The sequence below is a fragment of the Rhodothermus marinus genome (assembly GCF_009936275.1).
GTDB classification, from domain to species: domain Bacteria; phylum Bacteroidota; class Rhodothermia; order Rhodothermales; family Rhodothermaceae; genus Rhodothermus; species Rhodothermus marinus_A.
In genome coordinates, this window is record NZ_AP019797.1 from 177,501 (window position 1) to 203,285 (window position 25,785).

The following is a 25,785-nucleotide window of genomic DNA, read 5'->3' on the forward strand; positions in this document are numbered from 1 at the left end:
GCCGAGTGTGCGGGAGGTAGAGCACTGGTTGGGCTAGGGCCCTTCACCGGGTACCAAACCCAGTCAAACTCCGAATGCCCGCACATGCTCTGCGGCAGTGAGGGCATGGGCGATAAGGTCCATGTCCGAGAGGGGGACAACCCAGACCGACAGCTAAGGCCCCGAAGTCCAGGCTAAGTTGGGCAAAGGAGGTCGGGCTGCTAAGACAACCAGGAGGTTGGCTTAGAAGCAGCCATTCCTTTAAAGAGTGCGTAACAGCTCACTGGTCGAGCGGCCCGGCGCCGAAAATTGTCGGGCATCAAGCCTGGCGCCGAAGCTTCGGGTTTGCAGCCTTCGGGCTGCAAGCGGTAGGGGAGCATTCCAGTTGCGCTGAAGTCGTCTCGTGAGGGGCGGTGGAGCGACTGGAAAAGAAAATGTAGGCATGAGTAACGAGAAGACGGGTGAAAAACCCGTCCGCCGTAAGCCCAAGGGTTCCTGCTCAACGCTAATCGGAGCAGGGTTAGCCGGGTCCTAAGCCGAGGCCGAAAGGCGTAGGCGATGGGAAACGGGTTAATATTCCCGTGCCACCCGAAGGCGCTAACCTGAGGCGTGACGCAGGAGCGTAAGGCCCGCGCCCTGACGGAATAGGGCGTTGAAGCCCGTAGGCTGGGTGGTAGGCAAATCCGCCACCCGCTAAGGCCGAAAGGCGACAGTAGGGGGACCCGCAAGGGAAACCCATAGAGGCCCCAAGCACACTGCCAAGAAAAGCGTCGCAGGTTGTCTTCGGGTGCCCGTACCGGAAACCGACACAGGTGGGCGAGGCGAGTATCCTCAGGCGCTCGAGTGATCCGTGGCTAAGGAACTCGGCAAATTGGCCCCGTAACTTCGGGAGAAGGGGCGCCTCCTCCCATCCAAAAGCGGGAGGGGGCCGCAGTGACCAGGCCCAGGCGACTGTTTAACAAAAACACAGCTCTCTGCGAACTCGTAAGAGGACGTATAGGGAGTGACACCTGCCCGGTGCCGGAAGGTTAAGGAAGGGGGTTATCCCGGCCTCGCGCCGGGAGAAGCTCCCGACCGAAGCCCCGGTAAACGGCGGCCGTAACTATAACGGTCCTAAGGTAGCATCCGCTGCCTGCCCACAGGGTAACCTGTGGGGCAAGCCCGGCTGTATGCGGGAACGCCCTGAGAGCCACTTCTACGTCTCCCGCCCAAGGGCGGGCGTAAAAATGAAGTGGATTGGGTAACCCGCAGGAAACCCCGCCGCAAGCGGGGGATCCTCAGAGGCCATACGCCGGGTATCCAGTACCAGTCGGGCCTGAAATAAAACCAAACCAATACTTTCATGCAGCTCACTGCCGATTGGGTGGTCGGCTTTGTCGACGGTGAAGGTTGTTTTCACGTGGGCATTGCCGAACACCCGGAGATGAGCACCGGCTATCAGGTGCTCCCGGAGTTCACGGTGGTCCAGCATGAGCGCGACATTCAGATCCTGTATGCGCTCAAGCGGTTCTTCGGCTTCGGGGTGGTTCGGAAAAATCACGCAGATCGCTATGCCTACCGGGTGCGCAAACTGAAGCACCTGGAGCAGCTCTGCGAGTTCTTTCTGAAACACCCGTTGAAGACCCGCAAGAACGTGGACTTCCGGAAATTCCGACGCGTTGTGCTGATGATGAAAGAAGGACGCCATCTGACGCGGGAAGGCCTGGCCGAAATCATCGATCTTGCAAGTTCGATGAACACCGGCGACCGACCGCGTCTGGAAGCGATCAAGGCCCAGCTGGCTGCTGGATAAAGAGATGGTCCACCCCCGCTGGAAACAGTGGGATCAGGGTGAGCGAAATTCCTTGTCGGGTAAGTTCCGACCTGCACGAATGGTGTAACGACCTGGGCACTGTCTCGGCCACGGGCTCGGTGAAATTGTGGTGCCAGTGAAGACGCTGGCTACCCGCCGCGGGACGGAAAGACCCCGTGCACCTTTACTGCAGCCTGGCATTGACGCCGGCCAGGGCGTGTGCAGGATAGGCGGGAGGCTGTGAAGCCGGGGCGCCAGCTCCGGTGGAGCCGCCCTTGAGATACCGCCCTCGCTCTGGCTGGCGCCTAACCCACGGCCGTTATCCGGTCGGGGAACAGTGTCAGGTGGGTGGTTTGACTGGGGCGGTCGCCTCCTAAAGCGTAACGGAGGCTCCCAAAGGTCCCCTCAGCACGGTCGGTAATCGTGCGTAGAGTGCAAGGGCATAAGGGGGCTTGACTGCGAGACACACAAGTCGAGCAGGGGCGAAAGCCGGGCCTAGTGATCCGGCGGTTCCGAATGGAAGGGCCGTCGCTCAAAGGATAAAAGGTACGCCGGGGATAACAGGCTGATCGGGGCCAAGAGTTCACATCGACGCCCCGGTTTGGCACCTCGATGTCGGCTCATCGCATCCTGGGGCTGGAGAAGGTCCCAAGGGTTGGGCTGTTCGCCCATTAAAGCGGTACGTGAGCTGGGTTCAGAACGTCGTGAGACAGTTCGGTCCCTATCTGCGGCGGGCGCAGGAGGCTTGAGCGGAGCTGCCCCTAGTACGAGAGGACCGGGGTGGACGGACCTCTAGTGTACCAGTTGTGCCGCCAGGTGCACCGCTGGGTAGCTATGTCCGGAAGGGATAAGCGCTGAAAGCATCTAAGCGCGAAGCCCACCGCAAGATGAGGCCTCCCCTGCGGGCCGTCCGAGACCAGGACGTCGATAGGCGGCAGGTGTAAGCGGGGTAACCCGTTGAGCCGAGCCGTACTAATCGCCCGCGTGACTTAATCCCTACCCCTTTTACAGGCAAGCAACCGTGCGCTTTTTGCCGCGCCCGGTTTGCCGCTACCTTGCGGCGTGTCGCATGTCATGAGTTTGCGGGACGCGCTTCGGCGCGTCCGGGTCTCTGGTGCCTATAGCGCGGGGGAAACACCTCTTCCCATTCCGAACAGAGAAGTTAAGCCCCGCAGCGCCGATGGTACTGCCCGAAAAGGGCGGGAGAGTAGGTCGGTGCCAGGGACCTTGAATGTCACGCGCGGATCTGCCTGCGACTGCAGGCCGGTCCGCGCGTTTTTATTTTACCCCTTTCAAAAAATCCGCAAACGCCGGATAGATCGCGCGCCTTGCGCGTTCTCTCGCCGTCACCGACGCAATCCCCGAACCTATGGCCGAAACGCTGCTCCACGAACCCGAAGTCACGCTCGAACTGGCCCGCCAGCACGGCCTGACCGACGAAGAATACGGCTGGATCGTCGAAAAACTGGGCCGCACACCCACCTTTACAGAGCTGGGTATCTACTCCGTCATGTGGAGCGAACACTGCTCCTACAAAAACTCCATTGCGGTCCTGAAGACGCTGCCGCGTGAAGGACCGGCCCTGCTGGTGGGCGCCGGCGAGGAAAATGCGGGGCTGGTGGACATCGGCGACGGACTGGCCGTGGCCTTCAAGATCGAAAGCCACAACCACCCGTCGGCCGTCGAACCCTACCAGGGCGCGGCTACCGGCGTGGGCGGCATCCACCGCGACATCTTCACGATGGGCGCCCGCCCGATCTGTGCGCTGAACTCGCTTCGCTTCGGGCGGCTCGACAATCCGCGCGTGCGCTACCTGCTCGACGGCGTCGTGCGCGGCATTGCCGACTACGGCAACGCCTTCGGCGTCCCCACCGTGGCGGGCGAGGTCTATTTCGATCCGTCCTACGAGGGCAACCCGCTCGTCAATGCGATGAGCGTGGGCATCGTCCGCGTCGGACAGACCGTCTCGGCCGCCGCGCGGGGTAAAGGCAACCTGGTTTACATCGTGGGCTCGGCCACCGGACGCGACGGCATCCACGGGGCCACGTTCGCTTCCGAAGAAATCACGGAAGAAAGCGAGGCCAAACGGCCGAGCGTCCAGGTGGGCGATCCCTTTACCGAAAAGCTGCTCCTGGAGGCCACGCTGGAGGCCATCCGCAAAGGGCTTATCGTCGGCATGCAGGACATGGGCGCGGCCGGGCTCACCTGCTCTTCGTGCGAGATGAGTGCCCGCGGTAAAAGCGGCATGGTGCTTTACCTGGAGCGGGTTCCGGTGCGTGAGCCCGACATGACGCCCTACGAGATCATGCTCTCCGAAAGCCAGGAGCGCATGCTCGTGGTATGCGAGCCGGAAAAGGCGGCCGAACTGGAAGAAGTGTTCCGCAAATGGGACCTGCACGCCGCCTGCATCGGTGAGGTGACCGACGACGGCCGCGTACGCGTCTACTGGCACGGCCAGCTCGTGGCCGACGTCGAGGCCGAACATCTGGTGCTCGGTGGCGGTGCCCCGGTCTACTACCGGGAAGCCCGGCGTCCGGCCTACCTGGACGAAACGCTCGCCTTCGATCCCGCCACGCTGCCGGACGTCACGCCGGAAACGGCGGGCGATGTGCTGCTGCAACTGCTCGGAAGCCCCAACATCGCTTCCAAACGCTGGGTCTTCGAGCAGTACGATACGATGGTGCGCACCAATACGGTGGTCGGACCCGGTCCCAGCGATGCGGCCGTCATTCGTATCAAAGGTACCCGCAAGGCGCTGGCCGTCAAGGTGGACGGCAACGGCCGCTACGTGTACCTGAATCCCCGACGGGGCGGACAGATCGCCGTGTGCGAGGCGGCCCGCAACGTCGTCTGCGCGGGCGGACGCCCCGTGGCCATCACGAACTGCCTGAACTTCGGCAACCCGTACAAGCCGGAGGTCTACTGGACCTTCAAAGAAGCCGTCGCCGGCATCGGCGACGCCTGTCGCGCGCTGGAAACGCCTGTCACCGGCGGCAACGTCTCGTTTTACAACGAAAACCCTCAGGGTGCCATTTTCCCCACGCCCACGATCGGGATGCTGGGCGTGCTGGAAGACGTGACGCGCGCTACCACGGCCGATTTCAAGCAGGCCGGCGATCACATTTACCTGCTGACGCCGGCCGCCTGGCTGCACCGTAACGATCTGGGGGGCTCCGAGTACTTAGCCTATGTACACGGGATCACGGCGGGCGATGCACCGCACCTGGACCTGGAGGAGGAGAAGGCCGTGCAGCAGGCGCTGCTGGCATTGATCGAAGCCGGACTGGTCCGCAGCGCGCACGACGTGGCCGACGGCGGACTGGCCGTGTGCCTGGCCGAATGCGTGATCTTCTCGCCGGGACTGGGCGCGCGCGTCGAGCTACCGGGCGCGCCGGAGGTGCGGCTCGACGCGCTGCTGTTCGGCGAGGCGCAGTCGCGCATCGTCTTCACCGTGGCGCCCGAGCACGAGGCGGAAGTAGCCCGCCTGCTGGAAGGACGGCCGGTGCAGGCGCGGCGCATCGGGACAGTCACCGACGCCGAACACCTGGAGCTGCTGGTGGACGGTCAACCGATTCTGAACCTGGAGCGCGCGCAGCTGGTGGCGCCCTACGAGACGGCGATTCCGTCCCGGATGCCCACCGTGTAGCGCCGAAACTACCCCGGACCACACCTGTTGAACCCGACGAACTTTCTGTCTAAACAGCTAAATGGAAGCCATCATGGGTGAGAACGTCAAGTACGTGACGCTGACCGACGACAACTTCGAGCAGGAAGTGCTGCAGTCCGACGTGCCGGTGCTCGTCGATTTCTGGGCGGTCTGGTGCGGGCCGTGCCGGATGATCGCGCCGATTATCGAAGAGCTGGCGGCCGAGTACGAAGGCCGGGCCAAAGTGGGCAAGCTGGATGTGGACCACAATCCGCGCACGGCCATGCAGTACGGCATTCGCTCGATTCCCACGCTGCTGTTCTTCAAGAACGGTCAGGTGGTCGATCAGCTCATCGGCGCTGTGCCGAAAAAGGTGCTGGTCGAGAAACTGGAGGCGCTGGTTTCGGCCGAAGCCGCCTGAATGCTGTTCACAAAGCGAACGGGGAAGCCATGACGCAACCCGATCTGTCGGCCTTCGAGGGCATCGACTTCGAAGGTGCTGAACACCACACGCTGGTGATCATCGGGACCGGACCGGCCGGATTGACGGCCGCACTCTATGCCGCACGGGCCAACCTGGCTCCGGTGGTGTTTCGCGGGCCGGAGCCGGGCGGCCAGCTCATCACCACCACCGAGGTCGAAAACTATCCGGGCTTTCCGGAGGGCATTCTGGGACCCGAGCTCATGCAGCGCTTCGAGCAGCAGGCCGCCCGCTTCGGGGCCGATCTGCGCTACGGCACGGTAACGGCCGTGGATTTTTCGCGCCGGCCGTTTCGCCTGCTGGTCGATGACCAGACGCCGGTGCTGGCCGATGCCGTGATCATTGCCACCGGCGCCTCGGCCAAATACCTGGGGCTGGAAAACGAGCGGCGGCTGATCGGCCGTGGCGTTTCGGCCTGCGCTACGTGCGACGGTGCCTTCTTCCGGGGCATGGAGGTAGCCGTCGTGGGCGGCGGCGACACGGCCATGGAAGAAGCGCTCTTCCTGACGCGCTTTGCCACGCGCGTGTACGTCATCCACCGGCGGGATCAGCTCCGGGCCTCGAAGATCATGCAGGAACGCGCCTTCAAAAACGAAAAGATCACCTTCATCTGGAATACGGTGGTCGAGGACGTGCTGGGCGAAAACGAAGTCGAAGGTGTGCGCCTGCGCAATGTGAAAACCGGCGAAGTCTCGGTACTGCCTGTGAAAGGGCTCTTCATTGCGATCGGCCACAAACCCAACACGGAGGTCTTCCGGGGCTGGCTGGAAATGGACGAGCAGGGCTACATCAAGACGAAAAACTGCTCGACGCACACCAACATTCCCGGTGTCTTTGCCTGCGGCGACGTGCAGGACCGCGTCTACCGCCAGGCCGTGACGGCGGCCGGTTCGGGCTGCATGGCGGCCATCGACGCCGAGCGCTGGCTGGCCGAACAGGAACACGCGGCGGCATCGACGACCGTGGCCGGATGACTGAACGCCGGGGCTGGATCGTCGGACTGGGATGGACGCTGATCGTGGCGGGGTGTGCTCCGTCGCCGGAGCATCCAGGTGCGTCGGCGGCGGAGCATCCTCGCCCGGTTGAAGCCGTGGACCCGCTGCCCGCGCAGCCTCTGCCGAAAGCATCGTTTTACATCCCCTCTGATACAGGCACGGTCGCCCGGCATGTGCGGGACCGGGCGCTGGCCACGCAGGTGTTGCTGGCATTGAGCGACGTGCCGGAATTGCGTGCGTATCTACCGACGGTGGTCGTGCAGGAAGGCCGGGTTACGCTGCGCGGCGTGGTACCGTCCGAGGCGCTTCGCCAGCGAATGGCACAGGTAGCCGCGCGTGTGCCCGGCGTAGAAGCGGTCCTGAACGAACTGGAAGTAGAAGCCGCCGATGACGCATCGACCCGGTATCACACGGTGCGGCCGGGCGAAACGCTGTGGGACATCGCGCGCCGCTACGGCCTTTCGGTGCCGGAACTCCGACGGCAGAACGGCCTGCGCACCGCCACGATTCGGCCCGGGCAGCGGCTTCGCGTGCGATAGCTCAGCGGCGGAACAGGTTCTTCACTACGAACCAGACATTCTCCTTGCGCTCGCGCAGTCGCCGGTAGAAGTAGGGCAGCCACTCGGTCCCGTAGGGCACGTACACGCGCATTCGATAGCCCTGGCGGACCAGTTCACGCTGCGTTTCGGGCCGAATGCCGTAGAGCATCTGGAATTCGAAGCGATCGCTCCCGATCTGGTGCTCGGCGGCGAAGCGTTTGGTGGCCTCGATCAGCACGTCGTCGTGCGTGGCAATGCCCGGATAGCGTCCTTCAAGCAGCAGGCGCTGCATGTACTCGATGAAACGAGCACGGATGGTCGGCATGTCCTGGTAGGCGATCTCAGGCGGTTCTTTGTAGGCGCCCTTGCAGAGGCGCACGCGCGCCTTCAACTCACACATGCGGGCAATGTCGCGGGCGGTGCGCTTCAGATAGGCCTGGAGCACAGGGCCCACATGGTCGGGGTAGTCCGGGTAGACCTGCTCGAAAATCCGGAGTGTGGACTCGGTCAGGTCGCTGCCTTCCATGTCGAGCCGAATGAACACGTCGCGAGGCCGGGCCGCTTCGAGGAGCTGGCGCAGGTTGTCCAGGCAGAACGCTTCGTCGATTTTCTGGCCCAGCGAGGAGAGCTTGAGCGAAACGTTGGCATCGCGCAGGCGTCCGGCATCGCGCTCGTTGGCCAGCACGTCGATCAGCCCCAGATAGGCGTCACGGGTGGCGAGAGCCTGCTGGCGATCATGCACGTACTCGCCCAGGCGGTCAACCGTGACGTAGAGCCCTTCGGCGCAGAGTTGCCGGAGGACCGGCAGCGTGCCTTCCAGCGATTCGGCCGCCACGAAGCGGCGCGCCAGTACAAACGGGAGTTTTACAGGCATGGCCGGACAAACGGGTTGCAAGCGCTTCCGAAGATAAAAAATGCGGCGCTGTCAATCTTCCAGCGCCTGCGAAAGATCTGCCAATAAATCATCAACATGTTCCAGCCCGATCGATAGGCGCAGCAGGTTCGGGGGAGTTCGGGTAGGCGGTGTCTCGATGGAGGCCCGGTGTTCGATCAGGCTTTCGGTGCCGCCCAGGCTGGTGGCCCGCATGAAGACGCGCGTACGGGCGGCCACGGCCAGCGCCTGCTCGGCGTCGCCGTCCACTTCAAACGAAAGCATGGCGCCGAAGTCGCGCATCTGACGCCGGGCAATCTCGTGGCCGGGATGTTCCGGCAATCCCGGGTAGTACACGCGCTTTACCCGTGGATGGTCGCGCAGGAAAGCTGCCAGACGGCGGGCGTTTTCGCATTGCCGTTGGAGCCGAACGGCCAGCGTGCGCAGGCCACGCAGCGTCAGCCAGGCGCTGAATGGGTCGAGCACGGCGCCGGCCGTCTGCTGGATCATGCGAATGCGGGCGAAAAAGTCGTCCGCTTCGCGGGCGATCAGCGCACCGCCCATCACGTCGGAGTGGCCCGAGAGGTACTTCGTCAGCGAATGCAGCACCAGGTCGGCGCCCAGGTCCAGCGGGCGCTGAATGGGCGGCGGTGCCCAGGTGCTGTCGACCACCAGGCGGGCGCCGACCTCACGGGTCAGGCGGGCCAGCCCGGCCAGATCGGTAATCTTCAGCAGCGGATTGGAAGGCGTTTCCGCCCAGATCAGGCGCGTGTTCGGGCGCAGCGCAGCTCGGACGGCTTCGAGATCGGTAAAATCGGCCGTGCTGTAATGAAGGCCCTGGCTTGCAAAAACATTTTCAAGTAAATTTCGAACGCCGTAGTAAACGTCGTCCGGGATCAAAACGTGACTTCCGGGTTCCAGCGTCTGAAGCAGGGCCGTGGCGGCCGCCATGCCCGAGGCGAAGGCCGCGCAGGCCTGTCCGCCTTCGAGGCGGGCCAGCGTGTCTTCCAGTTGATGGCGGGTGGGGTTGTCGTGACGGCTGTAGATGTAGCCGTGCGGGTAGCTCCCATCAGGTGCACGTGTGAAGGTCGTGCTCAGGCAGGGCGGCGAGACGACGGCTCCGGTGGCGGGGTCCGGCTCGCACCCGGCCTTGGCCAGCAGGGTTTCAAGGTGAATTCGGTCGTGGTACATGTTTTGTGGTTAGCGGGTCTTGATGGACCGCTTCGCTGAAATATAGAACGACAGACGCGCCACTCTCACCATAATCTGTTGAAGAAAACATGCGACGGCTTCTCCCGGAACATGAAGCGCATCATCCGGCACCAAACAGGCAGATCTACGGGGTGCTGCTGGGCGGCGTGTTGTTGAGTGTAGGAGTGGCCGTGTTGTCGTGGTTGCGGGGATGGGAAAGCGTCGGCCTGTTGGTGGCGCTGCTGGTGGCGACGGCGGCCTGGAGTACGGGGCTGTGGCTTATGGGCCGACAGCGCGCCGAGGTGCTGGCGACCTATCAGGCCTTTTTCGAGCATGCGCTGGAAGGCATTTTTCAGGCTGATCGAAAGGGCAAGCTGCTGGCGGTCAATCCGGCGCTGGCCCGGATGCTGGGCTACGAACAGCCGGAGCAACTCCAGGGGCTGCATCTCGCTACCGATGTGCTGGCCGAGGCAACCGAGTTCGAGCACCTGCTGCTTCAGCTCAAGGCGCACGGTGCCGTGCGCAACCGTTACCTTCAGCTCCGGCGCCGTAACGGAGAAGTCTTCTGGGCGCGCATGAATATCTGGAAGCGAGAGGAACTGTTTGAGGGGACTGTTGAGGATGTTTCGAGTCTGCAGGAAGCCGAGGCTGCGCTTCGGGCCAGCGAGGCGCGCTACCGGACGTTGCTGGAACATCTACCCGTGGGCGTTTACCGGAGTACGCTGGATGGTACGATCCGGGCTGCCAATACGGCTGCCGCGCGCATGCTGGGCTACGACTCGGTCGAGGCGTTGCTCCGGGCCAATGCGCGTTCGTTCTATGTTGATCCGGCGCAGCGCGAAGCCTTTCTAAAACGACTGCGTGAGAAAGGGGAGGCAACGGCCGAGCTGGCCCTGCGGCGTCCCGACGGCACCATCATCTGGGTGCAGGATTACGCCCGCTGCATCGTCGAACAGGACGGGCAGGTGTACTTCGACGGGGTGCTGATTGACATTACCGAGCGAAAGCAGGCCAGACAGGCCCTTCAGGAAACAGAAGAGCGCTATCGTCAGCTGCTGGAACAGTTGCCCGAGTCGGTGGTCGTGCACGACGGCGAAACCATTCTCTATGCGAACGCGGCGGCCGCCGCTTTTGCCGGACTGAGCAGTCCCGAAGAACTGATCGGGAAATCGATCTACCAGTTTCTGCGAACGGAAAAGGCCGACGCCATTCGGCGCTATCTGGAAATGGCCGTGCAGCAGGGCCGACAGCTTCCCCCCATGGAGCAGCAGATGGTGCGGGCCGACGGGGCCGTGCGGGACGTCGAACTCGTCAGTGCCCCTGTGCAGTATCAGGGGCGCCCGGCCTTTCAGGTGGTCCTGCGCGACATCACCGAGCGCAAGCAGTACGAGCGGCACCTGCTGGAGGCCAAGGAACGGGCCGAGGAGATCGCCCGGCTCAAGTCGACGTTGCTGAGCAACATCAGCCATGAGATTCGCACGCCGCTGGCCGGTGTCATCGGGTTCGCCGAGGTGCTCGAAGAGGAACTGGATGAGCCGCATCGTGAACTGGCCGCGCTGATCCGCGACAGTGGCCGTCGGCTGCTGGAGACGCTCAACACGCTGCTGGATCTGGCCCGGATCGAAGCCGGTGCCTTTGTGCTCACGCCGGAGCCGTTCGATGCGGCCGACGAAGTGCGCCAGAGCGTCCGCATCTTTCAGCGTATGATCGACGACAAGGGGCTTCGGCTGGAGCTGGACCTGCCGGACGGCCCGCTGCCGGTCTATCTGGACCGCAACGGCTTCCACCGGATCGTGGTCAACCTGGTCTCGAATGCCGTCAAGTTCACCGATGAAGGCATGATCCGCGTCGGGCTGGCGGCCGAAGGGGATCGGCTCCGCCTGGAGGTGCAGGATACGGGCGTGGGCATCGATCCGAAGTTTCTGCCGCATATTTTTGAAGAATTTCGTCAGGAAAACAATGGTCTGACACGCACGCACCAGGGTAGTGGGCTGGGACTGGCCATCACGCACCGGCTCGTCGACATGATGGGCGGCCACATCGAAGTGCAGAGCGAAAAGGGTAAGGGTACCACGTTCACCGTCTGGCTGCCGCTGCGCCTGACGAACGGAACGAAGACCGAGACCACTTCCACCACGGCAAATTCAACAAAGTCGAACGCCTGAGGCGAACCAGACGCGTTATTTTTGGACCGAAGTATCTTTTTCTTTTCAACAAGTTCGCCCAGGTTTATTATGAATCCGGAAATTGCCCGTCTGCGCCGGGAATATGCCGGACAGCCGCTGGACGAAACGCAGGCACCCGACGATCCACTGGTGCTCTTTCGGCGCTGGTTCGAGGAAGCGCTCCGCGCCGAGCTGACCGATCCGAACGCCATGGTACTGGCCACGGCCGACGCTTCGGGGCGGCCGTCGGCTCGCGTAATGCTGCTCAAGGACTTCGACGAGGCCGGGTTCGTCTTCTACACGAACTACGAAAGCCGCAAGGGACGGGAGCTGGACGAAAATCCCCGGGCGGCGCTGGTATTCTGGTGGGCGGAGCTGATGCGTCAGGTGCGGATCGAGGGACGCGTTGAGAAAGTGCCCGCCGAGGAGTCGGACGCCTATTTCCAGACGCGGCCGCGGGAAAGCCAGCTCGGCGCCTGGGCTTCGCCGCAGAGTCAGGTGATTCCAGATCGGGCTACGCTCGAACGCCGGGTGGCCGAACTGGCCCAGCAGTACGACGGTCGTGAAGTGCCGCGCCCTCCGTACTGGGGCGGCTACCGGGTGGTGCCCGACGTGATCGAGTTCTGGCAGGGACGGCCCGGCCGCCTGCACGATCGGCTACGCTACCGGCGCACGGAGCATGGCTGGGTGCGGGAGCGCCTGGCACCGTGAGGCGCTCGCCTTCAGCGAAACTGCCGGTCGGTGAGCCGTTCCACTTCGGCCCGCGTGATTACCTGCCACCGGGGGGTGCTCAGCCGGCCCGTCGTGGTGCGGCTGAAGGTGGCGCGAAGGAAAAGCTCTTTGGACGAAGCCCGGGCACCGGGAAAGCTGAAGGCGCCCCAGTGGAAGATCCAGTAGGCGTCGGCCGGATCGAAGCCGAAGTGGCGGCTCAGGCGCTCCACCAGGTAGCGGGCATCGGCCACGGTGGAAGGACCCGGGTTGTCGGCCAGCTCCTGCAGCACCACCACGTAGGCGCGGTCGGTGCCGGGCGGCGTGCGAAAGAGCTGCACGCGACAGCGGCCTTCCTGCCGGTAACCCTGCCAGACGAACAGCGTGTCGGCGAGCGGCTGGGCGCGGAGCAGGCCGATCGGCAGGAGCAGCACAAAAAATGCAAAACGCAGCGTAGACATGGCGGTTGTCGTTCCTGAATGGCTCTGCAATAAAAGATACGAACGATGGCTTTCACGACGCTGATCGATCCAGAAACGCTCCAGGCGCATCTGGGTGATCCCGACTGGGTGGTGGTGGACTGTCGGTTTTCGCTAAGCGATCCGGCGTACGGACGCCGTGCCTATCAGGACGCGCACATTCCGGGTGCCGTCTATGCCCATCTGGACGAGGATCTGTCCGGGCCGATCGTGCCCGGCCGGACCGGCCGCCATCCGTTGCCCGATCCGGAGCAACTGGCCCGGAAGCTGGGGGCCTGGGGTATCGATGAGCGCACACAGGTGGTGGCCTACGACGATGCCGGCGGGGCGTTTGCCGCCCGGCTCTGGTGGCTGCTGGGCTGGCTCGGACACGAGGCCGTGGCCGTGCTCGACGGCGGCTGGCCCCGCTGGGTGCGGGAGGGACGGCCGGTGCGCAGCGGGATCGAGACGCGACCGGCCCGGACGTTCGTGCCGCAGATCCGGCCGGAACGGGTGGTCTCGGCCGACGAGCTGCTGCGGCACCTGCACGATCCCGCCTGGCGACTGCTCGACGCACGGGCGCCCGCGCGCTACCGAGGCGAGCAGGAGCCGATCGATCCGGTGGCCGGCCACATTCCCGGGGCTGTGAACGCGCCGTTCGCCGAAAATCTGACGCCCGAAGGCACCTTCCGTCCGCCTGAACAGCTACGGCAACGGTTCGAAGCATTGCTGGGGGACGTGCCGCCCGAGCGGGTCATCTGCTACTGCGGTTCCGGTGTGACGGCCGCCCACAACCTGCTGGCCATGGCCCATGCAGGGCTACCGGGCGCCCGACTGTACGTGGGCTCCTGGAGCGAATGGATCACCGATCCCCGGCGGCCCGTGGCCCGCGGAGCCGCGCCGTGAAAGAGAACGTCCGTATGAAGTGGCAGGGGAATATTACCGATCAGTCGGCCGGATACTTTTCTGGCCCGGCGTTTCCGTTTCGGACGTGAGCCGGCGGTAGAGGGCTTCCACCTGCTGCCGAAGCGTCTCCAGTGAGCCGGTGTTTTCGAGCACGAAGTCGGCGCGGCGGCGGAGTTCTTCCGGGGGAAGCTGGTGCTGCATGCGGGCGCGCACCTGCTCGGGCGTGACGCCGTCGCGTGCTACTACACGCCGGATGCGCTCCGCCTCGGGTGCGTCCACCACCAGCACGTGATCGACGAGGCGGTCGGCGCCCGACTCGAACAGCAGGGCCGCTTCCAGCACCAGCAGCGGCACCTGCTCGCGGGCAGCCTGCTCACGAGCCTGCTCGAAGGCTTCGAGCACGCGCGGATGTACCAGCGCGTTGAGTCGGCGCAGCGCCTCGGGATCGTGGAACACCCACTCGGCCAGATAGGCTCGGTTGAGCCGGCCGTCGGGCAGGTAGCTTTCGGGGCCGAACGCCTCGACGATGGCCCGGCGCAGCGCCGGATCTTCGGTCATCAGGCGCTTCGCTTCTTCGTCCGCATAGAACACCCGGGCGCCCAGTGCTTCGAGCAGGCGGCACACCGTGCTTTTGCCGCTGCCGATGCCGCCGGTGACGCCCAGGGTCCGCACGTGCGGCGCGTTCATCGTTGCCATGTGAGTGAAAACGTCAGGTTGGGTATGCGGGTGCGGGGGCCGTTCCAGGCGGCCTCGCGGATGCGGTCGGCCGAGGCTTCGGGAAGCGGTCCGTAGAGGCGACGATGGAGGCGCTGGAGCATCAACCAGCCCTCCAGCGAAAAAGTCAACGAGCCGTGTTGCCAGTGCAGGCCGCAGGTGGGACCTACCTGCACGATCCAGAGCTGGCCCGGTCGGTTCACCGTAGCCGGGGTGCCCTCGGCGGTCGTGTAGGCGATCAGGAGGCCGCCCATGTAGTCGCGTCGGAGAAAGACGCGAAAGCCCACGCTGCTGCGTAGCCGAGCCGTCTGCGCCTCCAGCCGGAGCCAGCCGGTGTAGGTGCGAAGCGTGTCAAAGGGGATCTCGGCAAACCGATCCCAGAGCAACCGACCCAGCCGCAGTTCGCTGTAGGAGCCGTCGAAGCGCGCGCGAAGGCGGGGCGAAAGCACCTGCTCGGCCTGCAGGCGGTAGCCCAGCTCGCGGGCGGACTGGTCCTGACGCTGGCGGCCGGGCAGCACGAAGTCGTCCACGGTGTAAGCGGCGCGTACCTCACCCTGTAGCCACAGCCGTGTGGTCGGCGCAGGCGTCCACGTCAGCCCGGGCTGCAGCCGGAGCGTGCGCTGCACATGGTTTTCGGCCGAGCGGACGGCATTGAGGTAAACCAGATGGTAGTAGCCGCCCTCCAGACCAAGGTCGAGCTGCAGCGCTCGGGTCAGCCGGTACCGGAGGTCGAGGCGGGCCTGTTGCTGGAGTTCGTCGCGGTCGTCCGGGTTGACTTCCGGCGTGTCGTGGCGCAGGATGGTGGCGTAGGCCCGCAGGCCGACGGTCAGGCGTCCGGCTTCGAGCTGACTCCGGCCGCTCAGCGTCAGGTAGCTGCGGGCGTAGTCGGCCTGCTGGAGCAACAGGGCCTTCTGGGAAGCCTGCGCGGCCGGTAGATCGGCCCGGTTGGTCAGCGTGCGGATTTCTTCCTCGGCGCCGGTTTCCAGCTCGAGTTCCAGGTTCAGGCCGCCTCGTCCGTAGAGCAGGGCCAGGGCGCCGTCGAGCTGGCGGTGATCGAAGCGTGTGTTGAAGAACAGTGCGTCGTCGGGCGCCCGGAGGAAGCGCACCTGTCGGCGGAACCACTCACCGCCGAGCCGTCCGCGCAGGTGCAGGTGGGAATGCAGGGGCAGTTGCACGGCCAGCAGCCCCTGGAGTGTGTCGCTCCAGGTGGCCTCGACGCTCTGCGGAGGCGCGGCGGTTGTTCGGTTGAGAAACGAAACGGCCTGGTAGGTATCGCGCCGAAAGCGCGCGCCACGAAGCTGCAGGAGCACGTCAACCGCCTCCGCCCGTCGCTGAAACAGCAGATCGACGTAGGCGGTGAGGCCCCGACGCGGTGTCAGGTATTGCAGCAGGCCGCCGCCTTCCAGGCGCAGCGTGTAGCCGGTCGGCGTCTGCGGACGAAAGCCCAGTTGCAGGCTGAGCGCCGGGCCGTAGTCCGTCTGGAGCGGTGGTTGCGCAAGTCCTCCTCCGGCGCCCGGTCGCTGGTCCAGCGCGACGCCCAGGGCCGGCTCCAGCCAGAGGTCGTTTCGGGGGCGATAGCGCAGGCCGGCCAGCGCCTGCTGCATAAGCACGCGGCTCTGGTTGAACCAGGCCCACTGGCCGAACAGCCGGGGCTGCAACGTGGTATCTCCCGCCGGTGCAAGCGTCCAGGTCGTCCAGGATTCATCCCGAAAGTCCAGCCGATCGGTCCCGTACTGGAAGGCGTCGCTCACGAACTGCTGCTGCCAGTGCAGCGTCCAGGCGCCCACCGAAGGCGTGAGGTCCAGTCCGGCCGTCCACCGATAGCGACTGACATCCCGCACGAAGCCGGTCCGGACGGTCCAGCCCGACTGGGCCATTGCCGCCTGGCTCAGCAGCAACAGCCATCCGATGCCGAGCAGCCCGAAGCGCATGTGCCATTAGCCGGGCGGCCAGGTGAACTTGCGGCCGCCCAGCAGATGCAGGTGCAGGTGATAGACGGATTGCTGCGCGTCCGGACCTGTGTTGAAGACGGTCCGGTAGCCGGTGCGGGCGATGCCCTCGCGTTCGGCCATCTGGCGGGCCACTACGAACAGGTGCCCGATCAGTGGGGCGTCTTCTTCGGTCACCTCGTTCAGCGAAGGAATTGGCTTACGGGGAATAATCAGCAGATGGACGGGCGCCTGCGGGTTGATGTCGCGGAGCACCACGCACTGCTCGTCTTCATAGACGATGTCGCCCGGCAGCTCGCCGTCCATGATGCGTTGAAACAACGTCTTTTCCGCCATGGCTCAGGGGATGGTTGTCCGGCTGCAGATCGCTTCAAATATAGGGCACGGCGGGCACTTTCGCCTGTAACGGATCGGCGATTCGTTGCACCAACCGGAACGCGTTCCGGGAGCGTACGTTTGTGGCAACCGATGTGCAAACAATCCGATGGCTGGAGGATGCCCACCGTTTACGTGACCCGTCGCGTGCACTTCAACGCGGCGCATCGCCTGCACAATCCGGCCCGCTCGGAAGCGTGGAATCGGGAGACCTTCGGCCCCTGCAATCATCCGAACTGGCACGGCCACAACTACGTGCTGGAAGTCACCGTGGCCGGCGAGCCGAATCCGGAAACCGGCTTCGTGCTGAATCTTTCCCACCTGAAAGAGATTCTGGAGACGCGCATTCTGCAGAAGCTGGATCATAAGAACCTGAACTTGGACGTCGATTTCCTGCAGGGCGTGATTCCGACGACCGAAAACCTGGCCGTCGCGATCTGGCGGGAGTTGGAAGACGCGCTGCCGGCCGGACGCCTGCACCGGATCCGGCTCTACGAGACCGAACACAACTACGTGGAATACTATGGTGAAGAATAAATCGACCGGGGTGCTTGTGCGCTCGGGCGCCCACCTGGAGCTGGACAGCCACCCGATCGATCATTTCGAGCGGGTGGATCGGTACCCGGCCGAGGCGACCGAAGCCATTCAGCAGCACATGCGCGAAATCCTTCGCTGGATCGGCGAGGACCCGGATCGCGAAGGGCTCCGGCGCACTCCGGAGCGGGTTGCGCTGGCGCTCCAGTACCTGACGCAGGGATATCACCAGGATCCACGGGCCATCCTGGAGTCGGCCCTCTTCGAGGAAGACTACAGCGAGATGATCCTGGTGCGAGATATTCAGATCTATTCGCTCTGCGAGCATCACCTCTTGCCGTTTTTCGGCAAAGCGCATGTGGCTTACATCCCGAACAAAAAGATCGTCGGACTGAGCAAGATTCCCCGTGTGGTGGACGTGTTCGCCCGGCGGCTTCAGGTGCAGGAGCGGTTGACGATTCAGATTCGGGATGCGCTGGAAGAGGTGCTTCAGCCGCTGGGCGTGGCCGTGGTGATCGAGGCGCAGCACCTGTGCATGATGATGCGCGGCGTGGAAAAGCAGCATGCGATCACCACCACCAGCGCGATGAGCGGTGAATTTCTGAAAGAGGCCACGCGGGCCGAGTTCATGCGGCTGATCAACGGAGGGTGAGGCCGTGTCCGTCGTTGTCATTACCGGCGCCAGTCAGGGAATCGGAGCGGCCATTGCGCGGGCGTTTGCCGAGGAGCCGCAGGCACGCCTGGCGCTGGTGGCCCGTCAGCAGCACAAGCTGGAGGCGGTGGCCGCCGATTGCCGGGCGCGCGGGGCCGACGTGCTGGTGCTGCCCTGCGACGTAACGGACGAAGCGGCCGTGGCAGCCATGGCCCGACAGGTGCTCGACCGCTGGGGCGCGCCCGATGTGCTCGTCAACAACGCCGGGCAGTTCCGGCCGGCCCCGCTGCGGGAAACTTCGGTCGAGACGTTTCGCGCACAGCTCGAGGCCAACCTGACCGGTGCCTTTCTGGTGACACGGGCTTTTCTGGAAGCGATGATTGCCCGGCGGCAGGGGCATATCTTCTTCATGGGGTCGGTGGCCTCGATCCGGGCCTATCCGGGCAGCGTGGCCTACTGCGCGGCCAAGCACGGCCTGCTGGGCCTGGCCCGCGTGGTGCGCGAGGAAACGCGCACGCTGGGACTGCGCGTGACCGTGCTGCTCCCCGGCGCCACCTACACGCCGAGCTGGGAGGGCGTGGACTTGCCCGAGGAACGCTTCATGCCGGCCGAGGACATTGCCCGGACCGTACGGGCGCTGTACCACCTGTCGCCCCGGACCGTGGCCGAAGAGATCGTGCTGCGGCCCCAGGAGGGCGACATCTGATCAGGTTTCCTGCTGCATCAGTCGGTGGCGGACGGCCTCGCCCAGCGCCTGCAGCCGTTCGCTGATGTGCACCGGGTAGGGCGGATCGGCTTCTTCGAGCGAAAGCAACCGTTCAGGCAGGCGGGCCAGGCCCCGGCGGGCGCGCTCGCGGGCCGCCTCCAGCGTATCGCGACCGGCTTCGGTGCGCCGGCCACCACGCATCACGCAGCGCAGCAGCGGCTCACCACCCTCCAAGTGTTCGTCGTGGCAGGCGATCACGTCGTGGGTAGCGCGTCCGTCCTCGTCGTAGAACCGAAAGACCTGTTTGCGTCCGGGCAGGTTGGCCTTTTCCAGCGACAGCTTCATGCGTCCCTCGCCCTCGAACTCACTGAGCTTGTAGGCGCTGTCGAGGTAGGGGCGGTCGCTGATGGTGCCCATGCGCGTGCCCACTCCGAAGCCGTCGATGGGCGCACCCTGGGCCAGCAGCTCGGCAATGCGGTATTCGTCGAGGCTGCCGCTGGCGAAGATCTTGATGTGCGTCAGGCCGGCCTCGTCCAGCATGCGTCGGGCTTCCTTCGCCAGCGCGGCCAGGTCGCCCGAATCGATCCGGATCGCCCCTACCTGAAACCGGTCGCCCTGTTCTTTGCAGAGGGCAATGACCTTCCGGACGCCTTCCAGCGTGTCGTAGGTATCCACCAGCAGCGTCGTGCCGGGGTAAAGGCCGGCGAATGCCCGGAAGGCGTCCTCTTCCGTGGGGTGGGCTTCGACGTAGCTGTGCGCCATGGTGCCGGTGACGGGCACTCCGAACATCTGGCCGCCCAGCACCAGCGAGGTCGCCTGAATCCCGGCGATGTAATAGGCGCGGACCGCCTTCAGCGCAGCGTCGGCGCCGTGCATGCGGCGGGCACCGAAGTCGGCCACGAGCCGCCCCTGAGCCGCCTGTACCACCCGACTGGCTTTCGAGGCAATGCCCGTCTGGAAGGTGATCTGGTTGAGCACGAAGGTTTCGATGAGCTGGGCCTGTCCGATGGGCGCCACCACCTGGAGCAGCGGTTCCCCGGCAAAGACCGGCGTCCCCTCGGGTACGGCGTACACGTCGCCCGTGAAGCGAAAGCGTGCCAGGTAATTCAGAAAGTCCGGTTCGAAGCGCCCCAGCGAGGCCAGGTAGTCGAGCGCTTCCTGCGTGAAGTGCAGCGTCTCCAGGTAGTGGAGCACCGTATCGAGGCCGCAGGCCAGCAGATAGTTGCGGCCGGGCGTCTGGCGCACGAACAGGTCAAACGTCGCTACAGCCGTGTCCAGGCCTTCCCGGTAGTAGGCCTGGAGCATGGTCAGCTCGTACAGATCGGTAAACAGTGCGGCGTTTTCGTCGGTTACCCAGTGCATAGGGCGGAAAAATTTGCTATTGCAGGATCGGATAAAAGATACGGCAACAGGGGCGCACTTTAAGGTCGCTACTTCAGGTCTTTAGGTTTCGCATAAAAAAGTGAAAATTAGCCGGTTTGCATGAAAGAAGGCATTCTGCAGAAAGCGGCACCTTTCTTGTATTTTGTGCTAACGAATCCAGAGCTAAACAACGCACGCCATGCGCAGAGCCGCCCGACTGATTCTGATCAGCGGTGATGAGGGGCTGGAAGCTCAACTGAGCAGCTGGCTTGAGCGCGCCGGGGTGCAGGTGTGCGAACGGTTTCCTTCGCTGCAGGCGCTGATCACTCACTGGCATGCTCTGGAAGCAGATCCGCCCGATCTTGTGCTGGTCGATCTGAACCTGCCTGATTATCAGGGACTCGATGCGTTTGCCGAGGTCAAAGTACGCGCCATCAACATTCCGGTCGTGGCACTGATCGACCGGAGCGAAGCCATGCTGGGGCCGCACCTGCTGCAGATGGGCACGGCCGACTACCTGCTCCGGGATGCGCTGAGTGCGCCGCTGTTGGAGCACGTGGTACAACGGGCCTGGGAGCGGCAACGCGTGCAGAACAACCTTTCGGAATACCTGCAGGAGCTGTACGCCAGCGAAGCCCGCTTTCGGGCGATTCTGCAACATTATCCAGACGGGTTGCTGATTCTGGATGCCGAAGGGCGCATTCTGATGGCCAACGAGGAGGCGCAGCGACTGCTGGGTTACGCCGAGGCGCATCTGGTTGGGCAGCCGCTCGAAGCCTTTGTACAGGAAGAAACACCGGGCTTTGTCCGAGCGCTCCGAGCACCCGGGTCGAGCCGGCTTCGGCTACGCATCATTCCCTGTGAGGAGGATGATCCCTGCCAGTTGGTACTGTTGCGACCACTGACCGAGGCCGAACAACAGGAGCGGTTTGCGTCGAACGCTTCCGAGACGCTGCCGGAGGTCATTCTGGAAGCGCTCGACGAAGCCGTGCTGGTGGTCGATGAAGTCGGACGTGTGGTGTATGCCAACCGCACGGCACGGACGCTGCTGGGCGAGCCGCATCGCCAGATCACAGGCCGGCCACTCAACGGAATGCTCACGGCGCTTATGCCGGGCGAGCGGTTCGATCGGATGATGTCCTGGCTGGAGTTGCACGGAGGCATCTGGCAGGGAATCCGAAGACTGGAAAGCCGGAGCGGTAGCGTGCAGACGTTTCAGGTGCAGCTCCGGTTGCTTTCGGAACCGATATTCGGGATGGTGATCGTGCTGCGTCCAGTGGTGGGCGAGGTGCCGATTGGTTGATCGGCCGACGTCAGTTCAGGCGGGGATCGTCCGGAAAGTTGGCCAGCAGCGCATACTCGCCGCCCATGCGGCGCAGCACCGTGCGCCAGAGCTTTTCGGGCGTGTCCTCAAATACGTTGGCCGCGTGGGCCGGGGCGAGAATCCAGCCGCCCGCCTCGTATTCGGCTTCGAGCTGTCCCGGCGCCCAGCCCGAATAGCCCAGGAAGAAACGCATGTCGTCGGGCTCCGGTGGATTCGTGCGCAGCCGGTCCAGCAGGGCTTCCACCTCACCGCCCCAGTAGACGCCGTCCACCACGGGTTGCGCCTCGGGAATTTTGTCGCCCAGCCGGTGCAGGATGTGCAACGTGTCGGGTTGAACGGGGCCTCCCATGAACAGCGGATAGGAGACGGGCACGTCGAGCACCTCGCGAAGCGTCAGCGTAGTCGGCCGGTTCAGAATCAGCCCGAAACTCCCGTCTTCGCCGTGCGCGCACAGCAGCACCACCGTGCGCCAGAAGTTCGGGTCTTCCAGCATGGGGGGCGCGATGAGCAGGATTCCGGGACGCAGCGTCGGCGACTCCATGGGCACGGTTACGACCTGGTTGTGGAACGCAGCAGCGCTTTGAGCGCACCGCACCACCAGTCGGCGTTGCGGGTGATCGACGCCACCGTAATGTGTTGAAAGTGGGGCATCAGACGAAGCAGGACGGACGGGATGGCTTCCCAGCGATCCTGACGAATCAGCCGCTCCAGTTCGTCGGCGGCCGTGCGGGTCCAACGCCAGTTTTCCCGCAAGGATTCGGCCTTGCGCCAGTAGCCCCGGTTCTCCCAGCTCTGTGCGCTCTCTTCGATGGTCTGGGCAATACTGCGCAGGTTGAACACAAAAAAAGCCACCATGTCGCGCGCCTCGTCGTCGAAGTGCGCGCGCTTTGCCAGCAGATGCAGCACCTCGGCACAGGAACGCAGATATTGGTGGCGCCGACTGGCCGGCGTATCGCCCGTCCGGATGACCCGTCCCATACGCAGCGCGGTTTTTTTCGGGGAAGATCGGAAATCTCCCGCGAAGCGCCAAGGCTTCCGCGCTCCCGTTGCGCCGCTCGTCCGCGTTCGCTACCTTGAGACGAAGTTTCATCCAACCGATGGATCAATCCGATGCAGACGTATCGCATCCCGCACACGGATCTGGAGGTCTCGCGCCTTGCCTACGGCTGCATGCATCTGGGCGGACCCTGGGAGGCCGAGACCCTTTCGGACGAAGTGCGCCGCCGGGCCGCCGAGGCCGTGCAGACGGCCCTGGAAGTCGGCATCAACCTGTTCGATCACGCCGACATCTACAGCCGGGGCAAATCCGAGGCGGTCTTTGGCGAGCTGCTGAAAGCAGGGCTCGTGCGGCGCGACGAGATCGTGCTCCAGACCAAATGCGGCATTCGGTTCAAGGACGATCCGCCGGGCACGCCGCAGCGCTACGATTTCAGCTACGAGCACATCGTGCGCTCGGTCGAGGGCAGCCTGCGCCGGTTGCAGACGGATTATGTGGATCTGTTGCTATTGCACCGGCCGGATCCGCTGATGGAGCCGGAAGAGGTGGCGCGAGCATTCGACGAACTTCACCGGAGCGGCAAGGTGCGTTACTTCGGCGTGAGCAACCATACGGCCGCCCAGATGGCGTTGCTGGCTCGATACGTGGATCAGCCGCTGGTAGTCAATCAGCTCGAACTCAGTCTGCTGCATGCCCACCTGATCGAAGACGGCATCGTGGCCAACCACGACAACGCCTCGGCCTATGCCGGCGTGACGGGGTTGCTCGACTACTGTCGGTTGCACGAGGTGCTGGTGCAGGCCTGGTCGCCGGTAGCCAGAGGGCATCTGATCGATCCGCCGGCCGAAGCGGACGGCCGCACGCTCCGCGCGGCCGAGGCCGTGGCGCAACTGGCCGAGGCGCGGCAGACCACCCGCGAGGCCGTTGCGCTGGCCTGGCTGCTTCGTCATCCGGCGCCCATTCAGCCGATCATCGGCACGTTGCGGCCCGAGCGCATCCGCGCCAGCGCGCAGGCCGACGCCGTTGCGCTGACGCGCGAGGAGTGGTACGCGCTGCTGACGGCGGCCCGCGGCGAGCGCGTGCCCTGAGCCTCAGCGCACCACCTGCAGGCGTTGCACACTTCGCCGTCCGCCCGCTTCCAGCACGCACAGGTACAGGCCACTGGCCCAGCCGCTGGCGTCCAGGCGCACCGTGTGCGTGCCGGCCGGTTGCGGGCCATCGACCAGCCGGGCCACCTCACGGCCCAGCAGATCGAAGACGCGTAGCCGCACGGGACCGGTCTCCGGCAGGTGGTAGCGCAGCAGCGCGGTCGTGCGGAACGGGTTGGGATAGGGCGGCTCCAGGGCCAGTTCACGCGGCAATTCGGCCACCGGTTCGGACGGCACCGGCTCGCTTCCGACCAGGAATTCGACCCGAATGGGAATGATCCGGCCGTTGAGCGAGGTACCATTGGTGAGTGTGACATCCCAGAGCGCCCGCCAGCCCTGCTGGGTCGGGCCGATGAATGAGCGGTTTTCGGGGGTATAGCTGGAGGTCGCCAGTACGATGGAATTGGTGTCGGTTCCGGCGTCCCGGTAGCCGATGAACAGCACCTCGGGCAGGTCGCCGATCTGGGCGGCATAGGGAAAGAGGTCAATTTCAGCAAACTGCAGGGTGTTAGAGGTAACTCCTTGATAACCGCGCGGATCATCCATGGTGGTTTCAAAGAGTACGTCTCCCGGGGTGCCGTCGGGCTGGGCGGCCCGCACGGTCAGTGTGAAGTCGCGGGGTTCGGTGGCAGGCGGTCCGTTGCTGAACTGGCTGTAGAAATACAGGGGCAGATAGACGCGCCCCAGGAGCGTGTAGCCCGGTTGCGGATTGTCGAAGCGGGTGAGCAGCTCCAGGCCACCGGAAAGGATAAACTCAAGGGCCTGGCCGTTGTCGAACTGGGCAATCTGGCTGGTGAAGGTCTGGTCCGAGCTCCAGGTGGCGCTGTAGGTGACCTGCGAGCTTCCGGAGGTGGAAGTGCGCGTAACGATCAGCACCACCTGTTCGTACGCGCCGGTAAAGGTGAAGGGGGAAGTTCCGGGATCCAGGTCTTCAGCCACAATGCCTCCGCCTTCCGGATACTTCAGCGCGCGGATGACCAGCGTAGGGCCAGAAAGCGTGACCTGCAGATCCCGCACATGCTGCCACACCAGATACTGCACACCACCGGCGGCTACCGTAATCGTCGTATCGGGCGTCTGGGTAGCGATACGGCCGTTGTAGACGACCGAGGGGGCAGCTCCCAGGTTCTGAAAGTCGGTGCGGCTGTAACCGTACGCGGGATTCACACTGCGATTGTTCAGAAAGTTGGCCGTGTGAAAGTCCAGAAGAACCGGGTAGAAGGAAAGCCCCCGAGAAGAGAGGGCATTCTGATAGGTGAAGAATCCACTCTGGGGATCTCGGGTGATGGCTCCCACGGCCTCCCAGCCGATGCGGTCTTCCAGATAGGTGGTGAACAGCCCGGCACGTTCGTAGTCGTCCAGCACGTTCACGTTGTCTTCAGACCAGCGGAAAATGGGCACGTTGTAGTGGGAGACGTCGCTCAGGTAGCTCATGGCCCGTCGGCCGTAGCCGTTCATCACCTCGGCCCATTCGGAAAGCCCTTCATTGACAAAACTTTCTTCATCAAGATCGTAGTTGAAATGAATCAGGTGCTGGTACTCGTGGGCGGCCGTCGAGAGGAGCGATTCGATCGGGCGGTTGGTGGACAGCGATGGGTTCGTGTCCAGGTACAGGATGTCCCGACGGTTCCCATTTCCCAGAGGGCTCAGGTCGCCTCCGTACACAAAGCCGGCCACGAAGCCGCCGCTACTTTTGGGATCCCAGCCGTCACGAATGTCCACCAGCAGCACGTCAGTTTTTCCGTCGCCATCCACATCGGGCGGGTTGCCGAAAACGTCTTCGTCGTTGGCGATGATGCCCTGGTTGGGATTGATGGAGCCGGCCGGGGTGGCGTCGGCCAGCGCCGCCCGCAGCGCCTCCAGCTTCTCGTCGGTCACCCAGCCGCTGTCGAGCGAGGCCACTTCGACCCACAGGTAGAAGCGGTCTTCAATGACGCGCAGCTCGAACTCGCGGGATTCGGTCGTTTCGGTTTCAAAGTTGTACACTTTGAACGGCTGGCGATCGCCTACCTGCGGGGGTGCCTGGATGGTCGGGGTCGCCGGCAGCAGGCCCAGCGCCTTGCGCCGGTGAAAATCTTCCAGCGCCTGACGGACTTCCGGCCGGCGGTTGAGCCGGTCGGTCACGTGCAGGATGTAGCTGTCCGGCTCGGGTCGGGGCGAAAAGGGCTGCAGCTGCTGGGCGAAGGCGGGGACGCAGAAAAGCAGCACAAGCCCTGCAAGGATCCGGTACATGGGAAAATCTTCGGGTTCTGGTGGCATGGAAGTTTTATTTTTACGAAAATACTGCAAAGCG

At 64.2% G+C, this 25,785-nt stretch carries 22 protein-coding genes and 2 rRNA genes (1 of these 24 cut by a window edge); 14 read left to right on the top strand and 10 right to left on the bottom strand.

The window, feature by feature from the left end; translation table 11 throughout:
* From GYH26_RS00860 to GYH26_RS00885, 6 genes are all read left to right on the top strand, one after another.
* Nucleotides 1-2,768 (top strand): 23S ribosomal RNA (locus GYH26_RS00860) (it extends 909 nt beyond the left edge of the window).
* A 113-nt stretch (nucleotides 2,769-2,881) separates the two neighbouring features.
* Nucleotides 2,882-2,995 (top strand): 5S ribosomal RNA (gene rrf / locus GYH26_RS00865).
* A gap of 145 nt (nucleotides 2,996-3,140) precedes the next feature.
* Nucleotides 3,141-5,417: a phosphoribosylformylglycinamidine synthase subunit PurL gene (gene purL, locus GYH26_RS00870; RefSeq protein WP_161540094.1), complete on the top strand. Its 2,277-nt coding sequence runs from the start codon at nucleotides 3,141-3,143 to the stop codon at nucleotides 5,415-5,417.
* Nucleotides 5,418-5,490: 73 nt separating this feature from the next.
* Nucleotides 5,491-5,838, top strand: coding sequence for a thioredoxin (gene trxA, locus GYH26_RS00875; RefSeq protein ID WP_012842698.1), 348 nt, complete (start codon nucleotides 5,491-5,493; stop codon nucleotides 5,836-5,838).
* Nucleotides 5,839-5,867: 29 nt separating this feature from the next.
* The gene (gene trxB / locus GYH26_RS00880) at nucleotides 5,868-6,872 is read left to right on the top strand and encodes a thioredoxin-disulfide reductase (RefSeq protein ID WP_012842699.1); all 1,005 of its coding nucleotides are present in this window, start codon (nucleotides 5,868-5,870) and stop codon (nucleotides 6,870-6,872) included.
* Entirely contained in the window at nucleotides 6,869-7,432 is a 564-nt protein-coding gene (locus GYH26_RS00885; protein ID WP_161540095.1) for a LysM peptidoglycan-binding domain-containing protein, read from the top strand. Before trxB ends, GYH26_RS00885 begins: the two co-directional genes overlap by 4 nt.
* A 1-nt stretch (nucleotide 7,433) precedes the next feature.
* Here the strand turns inward: GYH26_RS00885 and GYH26_RS00890 are convergent, their stop codons facing one another.
* Both GYH26_RS00890 and GYH26_RS00895 read right to left on the bottom strand, forming a co-directional pair.
* The gene (locus tag GYH26_RS00890; protein WP_161540096.1) at nucleotides 7,434-8,306 is read right to left on the bottom strand and encodes a proline dehydrogenase family protein; all 873 of its coding nucleotides are present in this window, start codon (nucleotides 8,304-8,306) and stop codon (nucleotides 7,434-7,436) included.
* A 51-nt stretch (nucleotides 8,307-8,357) separates the two neighbouring features.
* On the bottom strand, nucleotides 8,358-9,494 hold the full coding sequence (locus GYH26_RS00895) for a trans-sulfuration enzyme family protein (RefSeq protein ID WP_161540097.1): 1,137 nt from the start codon (nucleotides 9,492-9,494) through the stop codon (nucleotides 8,358-8,360).
* A gap of 89 nt (nucleotides 9,495-9,583) precedes the next feature.
* Here GYH26_RS00895 and GYH26_RS00900 point away from each other — a divergent pair, with 89 nt between their 5' ends.
* Together GYH26_RS00900 and pdxH are read left to right on the top strand one after the other, a co-directional pair.
* Entirely contained in the window at nucleotides 9,584-11,659 is a 2,076-nt protein-coding gene (locus tag GYH26_RS00900; RefSeq protein WP_161540098.1) for a PAS domain-containing sensor histidine kinase, read from the top strand.
* A 69-nt stretch (nucleotides 11,660-11,728) separates the two neighbouring features.
* Nucleotides 11,729-12,370 (top strand): pyridoxamine 5'-phosphate oxidase, encoded by a 642-nt coding sequence (pdxH, locus tag GYH26_RS00905; RefSeq protein ID WP_161540099.1) that lies wholly within the window; start codon nucleotides 11,729-11,731, stop codon nucleotides 12,368-12,370.
* Between the two features lie 11 nt (nucleotides 12,371-12,381).
* Here the strand turns inward: pdxH and GYH26_RS00910 are convergent, their stop codons facing one another.
* Nucleotides 12,382-12,828, bottom strand: coding sequence for a hypothetical protein (locus tag GYH26_RS00910; protein ID WP_161540100.1), 447 nt, complete (start codon nucleotides 12,826-12,828; stop codon nucleotides 12,382-12,384).
* 45 nt (nucleotides 12,829-12,873) lie between these two features.
* Between GYH26_RS00910 and GYH26_RS00915 the strand changes: the two genes are divergently transcribed.
* On the top strand, nucleotides 12,874-13,731 hold the full coding sequence (locus GYH26_RS00915; RefSeq protein WP_161540101.1) for a sulfurtransferase: 858 nt from the start codon (nucleotides 12,874-12,876) through the stop codon (nucleotides 13,729-13,731).
* Between the two features lie 33 nt (nucleotides 13,732-13,764).
* On the opposite strand, the gene coaE is transcribed toward GYH26_RS00915, so the two are convergent.
* From coaE to GYH26_RS00930, 3 genes are read right to left on the bottom strand one after another with little or no spacing between them, the layout of a single operon-like run.
* Complete coding sequence (gene coaE, locus GYH26_RS00920; protein ID WP_242006510.1) at nucleotides 13,765-14,427, bottom strand: dephospho-CoA kinase; 663 nt, start codon at nucleotides 14,425-14,427, stop codon at nucleotides 13,765-13,767.
* A complete protein-coding gene (locus tag GYH26_RS00925; protein WP_161540102.1) occupies nucleotides 14,415-16,376 on the bottom strand; it encodes a hypothetical protein in 1,962 nt (653 codons plus the stop codon). Before GYH26_RS00925 ends, coaE begins: the two co-directional genes overlap by 13 nt.
* 6 nt (nucleotides 16,377-16,382) lie before the next feature.
* Complete coding sequence (locus GYH26_RS00930) at nucleotides 16,383-16,730, bottom strand: histidine triad nucleotide-binding protein (RefSeq protein WP_012842709.1); 348 nt, start codon at nucleotides 16,728-16,730, stop codon at nucleotides 16,383-16,385.
* A gap of 159 nt (nucleotides 16,731-16,889) precedes the next feature.
* Between GYH26_RS00930 and GYH26_RS00935 the strand changes: the two genes are divergently transcribed.
* From GYH26_RS00935 to GYH26_RS00945, 3 genes are read left to right on the top strand one after another with little or no spacing between them, the layout of a single operon-like run.
* Complete coding sequence (locus tag GYH26_RS00935) at nucleotides 16,890-17,306, top strand: 6-carboxytetrahydropterin synthase (protein WP_161540103.1); 417 nt, start codon at nucleotides 16,890-16,892, stop codon at nucleotides 17,304-17,306.
* A complete protein-coding gene (gene folE / locus GYH26_RS00940) occupies nucleotides 17,293-17,955 on the top strand; it encodes a GTP cyclohydrolase I FolE (RefSeq protein ID WP_161540104.1) in 663 nt (220 codons plus the stop codon). The genes GYH26_RS00935 and folE overlap by 14 nt, the downstream gene beginning before the upstream one ends.
* A gap of 4 nt (nucleotides 17,956-17,959) precedes the next feature.
* A complete protein-coding gene (locus tag GYH26_RS00945) occupies nucleotides 17,960-18,661 on the top strand; it encodes an SDR family oxidoreductase (RefSeq protein ID WP_161540105.1) in 702 nt (233 codons plus the stop codon).
* On the opposite strand, the gene GYH26_RS00950 is transcribed toward GYH26_RS00945, so the two are convergent.
* A complete protein-coding gene (locus GYH26_RS00950) occupies nucleotides 18,662-20,023 on the bottom strand; it encodes a nicotinate phosphoribosyltransferase (protein WP_161540106.1) in 1,362 nt (453 codons plus the stop codon).
* A 199-nt stretch (nucleotides 20,024-20,222) separates the two neighbouring features.
* Between GYH26_RS00950 and GYH26_RS00955 the strand changes: the two genes are divergently transcribed.
* Nucleotides 20,223-21,326, top strand: a complete 1,104-nt coding sequence (locus GYH26_RS00955) for a PAS domain-containing protein (RefSeq protein ID WP_161540107.1) — start codon at nucleotides 20,223-20,225, stop codon at nucleotides 21,324-21,326.
* A 10-nt stretch (nucleotides 21,327-21,336) separates the two neighbouring features.
* Here GYH26_RS00955 and GYH26_RS00960 read toward each other — a convergent pair whose 3' ends face one another.
* Nucleotides 21,337-21,888 (bottom strand): YqgE/AlgH family protein, encoded by a 552-nt coding sequence (locus tag GYH26_RS00960; RefSeq protein WP_161540108.1) that lies wholly within the window; start codon nucleotides 21,886-21,888, stop codon nucleotides 21,337-21,339.
* Nucleotides 21,889-21,896: 8 nt separating this feature from the next.
* Nucleotides 21,897-22,325: a hypothetical protein gene (locus tag GYH26_RS00965; RefSeq protein ID WP_242006512.1), complete on the bottom strand. Its 429-nt coding sequence runs from the start codon at nucleotides 22,323-22,325 to the stop codon at nucleotides 21,897-21,899.
* 132 nt (nucleotides 22,326-22,457) lie between these two features.
* Between GYH26_RS00965 and GYH26_RS00970 the strand changes: the two genes are divergently transcribed.
* Nucleotides 22,458-23,432, top strand: coding sequence for an aldo/keto reductase (locus GYH26_RS00970; RefSeq protein WP_161540109.1), 975 nt, complete (start codon nucleotides 22,458-22,460; stop codon nucleotides 23,430-23,432).
* Nucleotides 23,433-23,435: 3 nt separating this feature from the next.
* Here GYH26_RS00970 and GYH26_RS00975 read toward each other — a convergent pair whose 3' ends face one another.
* Complete coding sequence (locus GYH26_RS00975; protein ID WP_242006514.1) at nucleotides 23,436-25,751, bottom strand: T9SS type A sorting domain-containing protein; 2,316 nt, start codon at nucleotides 25,749-25,751, stop codon at nucleotides 23,436-23,438.
* Nucleotides 25,752-25,785: the final 34 nt, after the last annotated feature.

Coding starts and splice junctions, on each gene's coding strand:
- purL (WP_161540094.1), top strand. CDS start 3,141: ATGGCCGAAACGCTGCTCCACGAACCCGAAGTCACGCTCGAACTGGCC.
- trxA (WP_012842698.1), top strand. CDS start 5,491: ATGGGTGAGAACGTCAAGTACGTGACGCTGACCGACGACAACTTCGAG.
- trxB (WP_012842699.1), top strand. CDS start 5,868: ATGACGCAACCCGATCTGTCGGCCTTCGAGGGCATCGACTTCGAAGGT.
- GYH26_RS00885 (WP_161540095.1), top strand. CDS start 6,869: ATGACTGAACGCCGGGGCTGGATCGTCGGACTGGGATGGACGCTGATC.
- GYH26_RS00890 (WP_161540096.1), bottom strand. CDS start 8,306: ATGCCTGTAAAACTCCCGTTTGTACTGGCGCGCCGCTTCGTGGCGGCC.
- GYH26_RS00895 (WP_161540097.1), bottom strand. CDS start 9,494: ATGTACCACGACCGAATTCACCTTGAAACCCTGCTGGCCAAGGCCGGG.
- GYH26_RS00900 (WP_161540098.1), top strand. CDS start 9,584: ATGCGACGGCTTCTCCCGGAACATGAAGCGCATCATCCGGCACCAAAC.
- pdxH (WP_161540099.1), top strand. CDS start 11,729: ATGAATCCGGAAATTGCCCGTCTGCGCCGGGAATATGCCGGACAGCCG.
- GYH26_RS00910 (WP_161540100.1), bottom strand. CDS start 12,828: ATGTCTACGCTGCGTTTTGCATTTTTTGTGCTGCTCCTGCCGATCGGC.
- GYH26_RS00915 (WP_161540101.1), top strand. CDS start 12,874: ATGGCTTTCACGACGCTGATCGATCCAGAAACGCTCCAGGCGCATCTG.
- coaE (WP_242006510.1), bottom strand. CDS start 14,427: ATGGCAACGATGAACGCGCCGCACGTGCGGACCCTGGGCGTCACCGGC.
- GYH26_RS00925 (WP_161540102.1), bottom strand. CDS start 16,376: ATGCGCTTCGGGCTGCTCGGCATCGGATGGCTGTTGCTGCTGAGCCAG.
- GYH26_RS00930 (WP_012842709.1), bottom strand. CDS start 16,730: ATGGCGGAAAAGACGTTGTTTCAACGCATCATGGACGGCGAGCTGCCG.
- GYH26_RS00935 (WP_161540103.1), top strand. CDS start 16,890: ATGCCCACCGTTTACGTGACCCGTCGCGTGCACTTCAACGCGGCGCAT.
- folE (WP_161540104.1), top strand. CDS start 17,293: ATGGTGAAGAATAAATCGACCGGGGTGCTTGTGCGCTCGGGCGCCCAC.
- GYH26_RS00950 (WP_161540106.1), bottom strand. CDS start 20,023: ATGCACTGGGTAACCGACGAAAACGCCGCACTGTTTACCGATCTGTAC.
- GYH26_RS00955 (WP_161540107.1), top strand. CDS start 20,223: ATGCGCAGAGCCGCCCGACTGATTCTGATCAGCGGTGATGAGGGGCTG.
- GYH26_RS00960 (WP_161540108.1), bottom strand. CDS start 21,888: ATGGAGTCGCCGACGCTGCGTCCCGGAATCCTGCTCATCGCGCCCCCC.
- GYH26_RS00965 (WP_242006512.1), bottom strand. CDS start 22,325: ATGGGACGGGTCATCCGGACGGGCGATACGCCGGCCAGTCGGCGCCAC.
- GYH26_RS00970 (WP_161540109.1), top strand. CDS start 22,458: ATGCAGACGTATCGCATCCCGCACACGGATCTGGAGGTCTCGCGCCTT.
- GYH26_RS00975 (WP_242006514.1), bottom strand. CDS start 25,751: ATGCCACCAGAACCCGAAGATTTTCCCATGTACCGGATCCTTGCAGGG.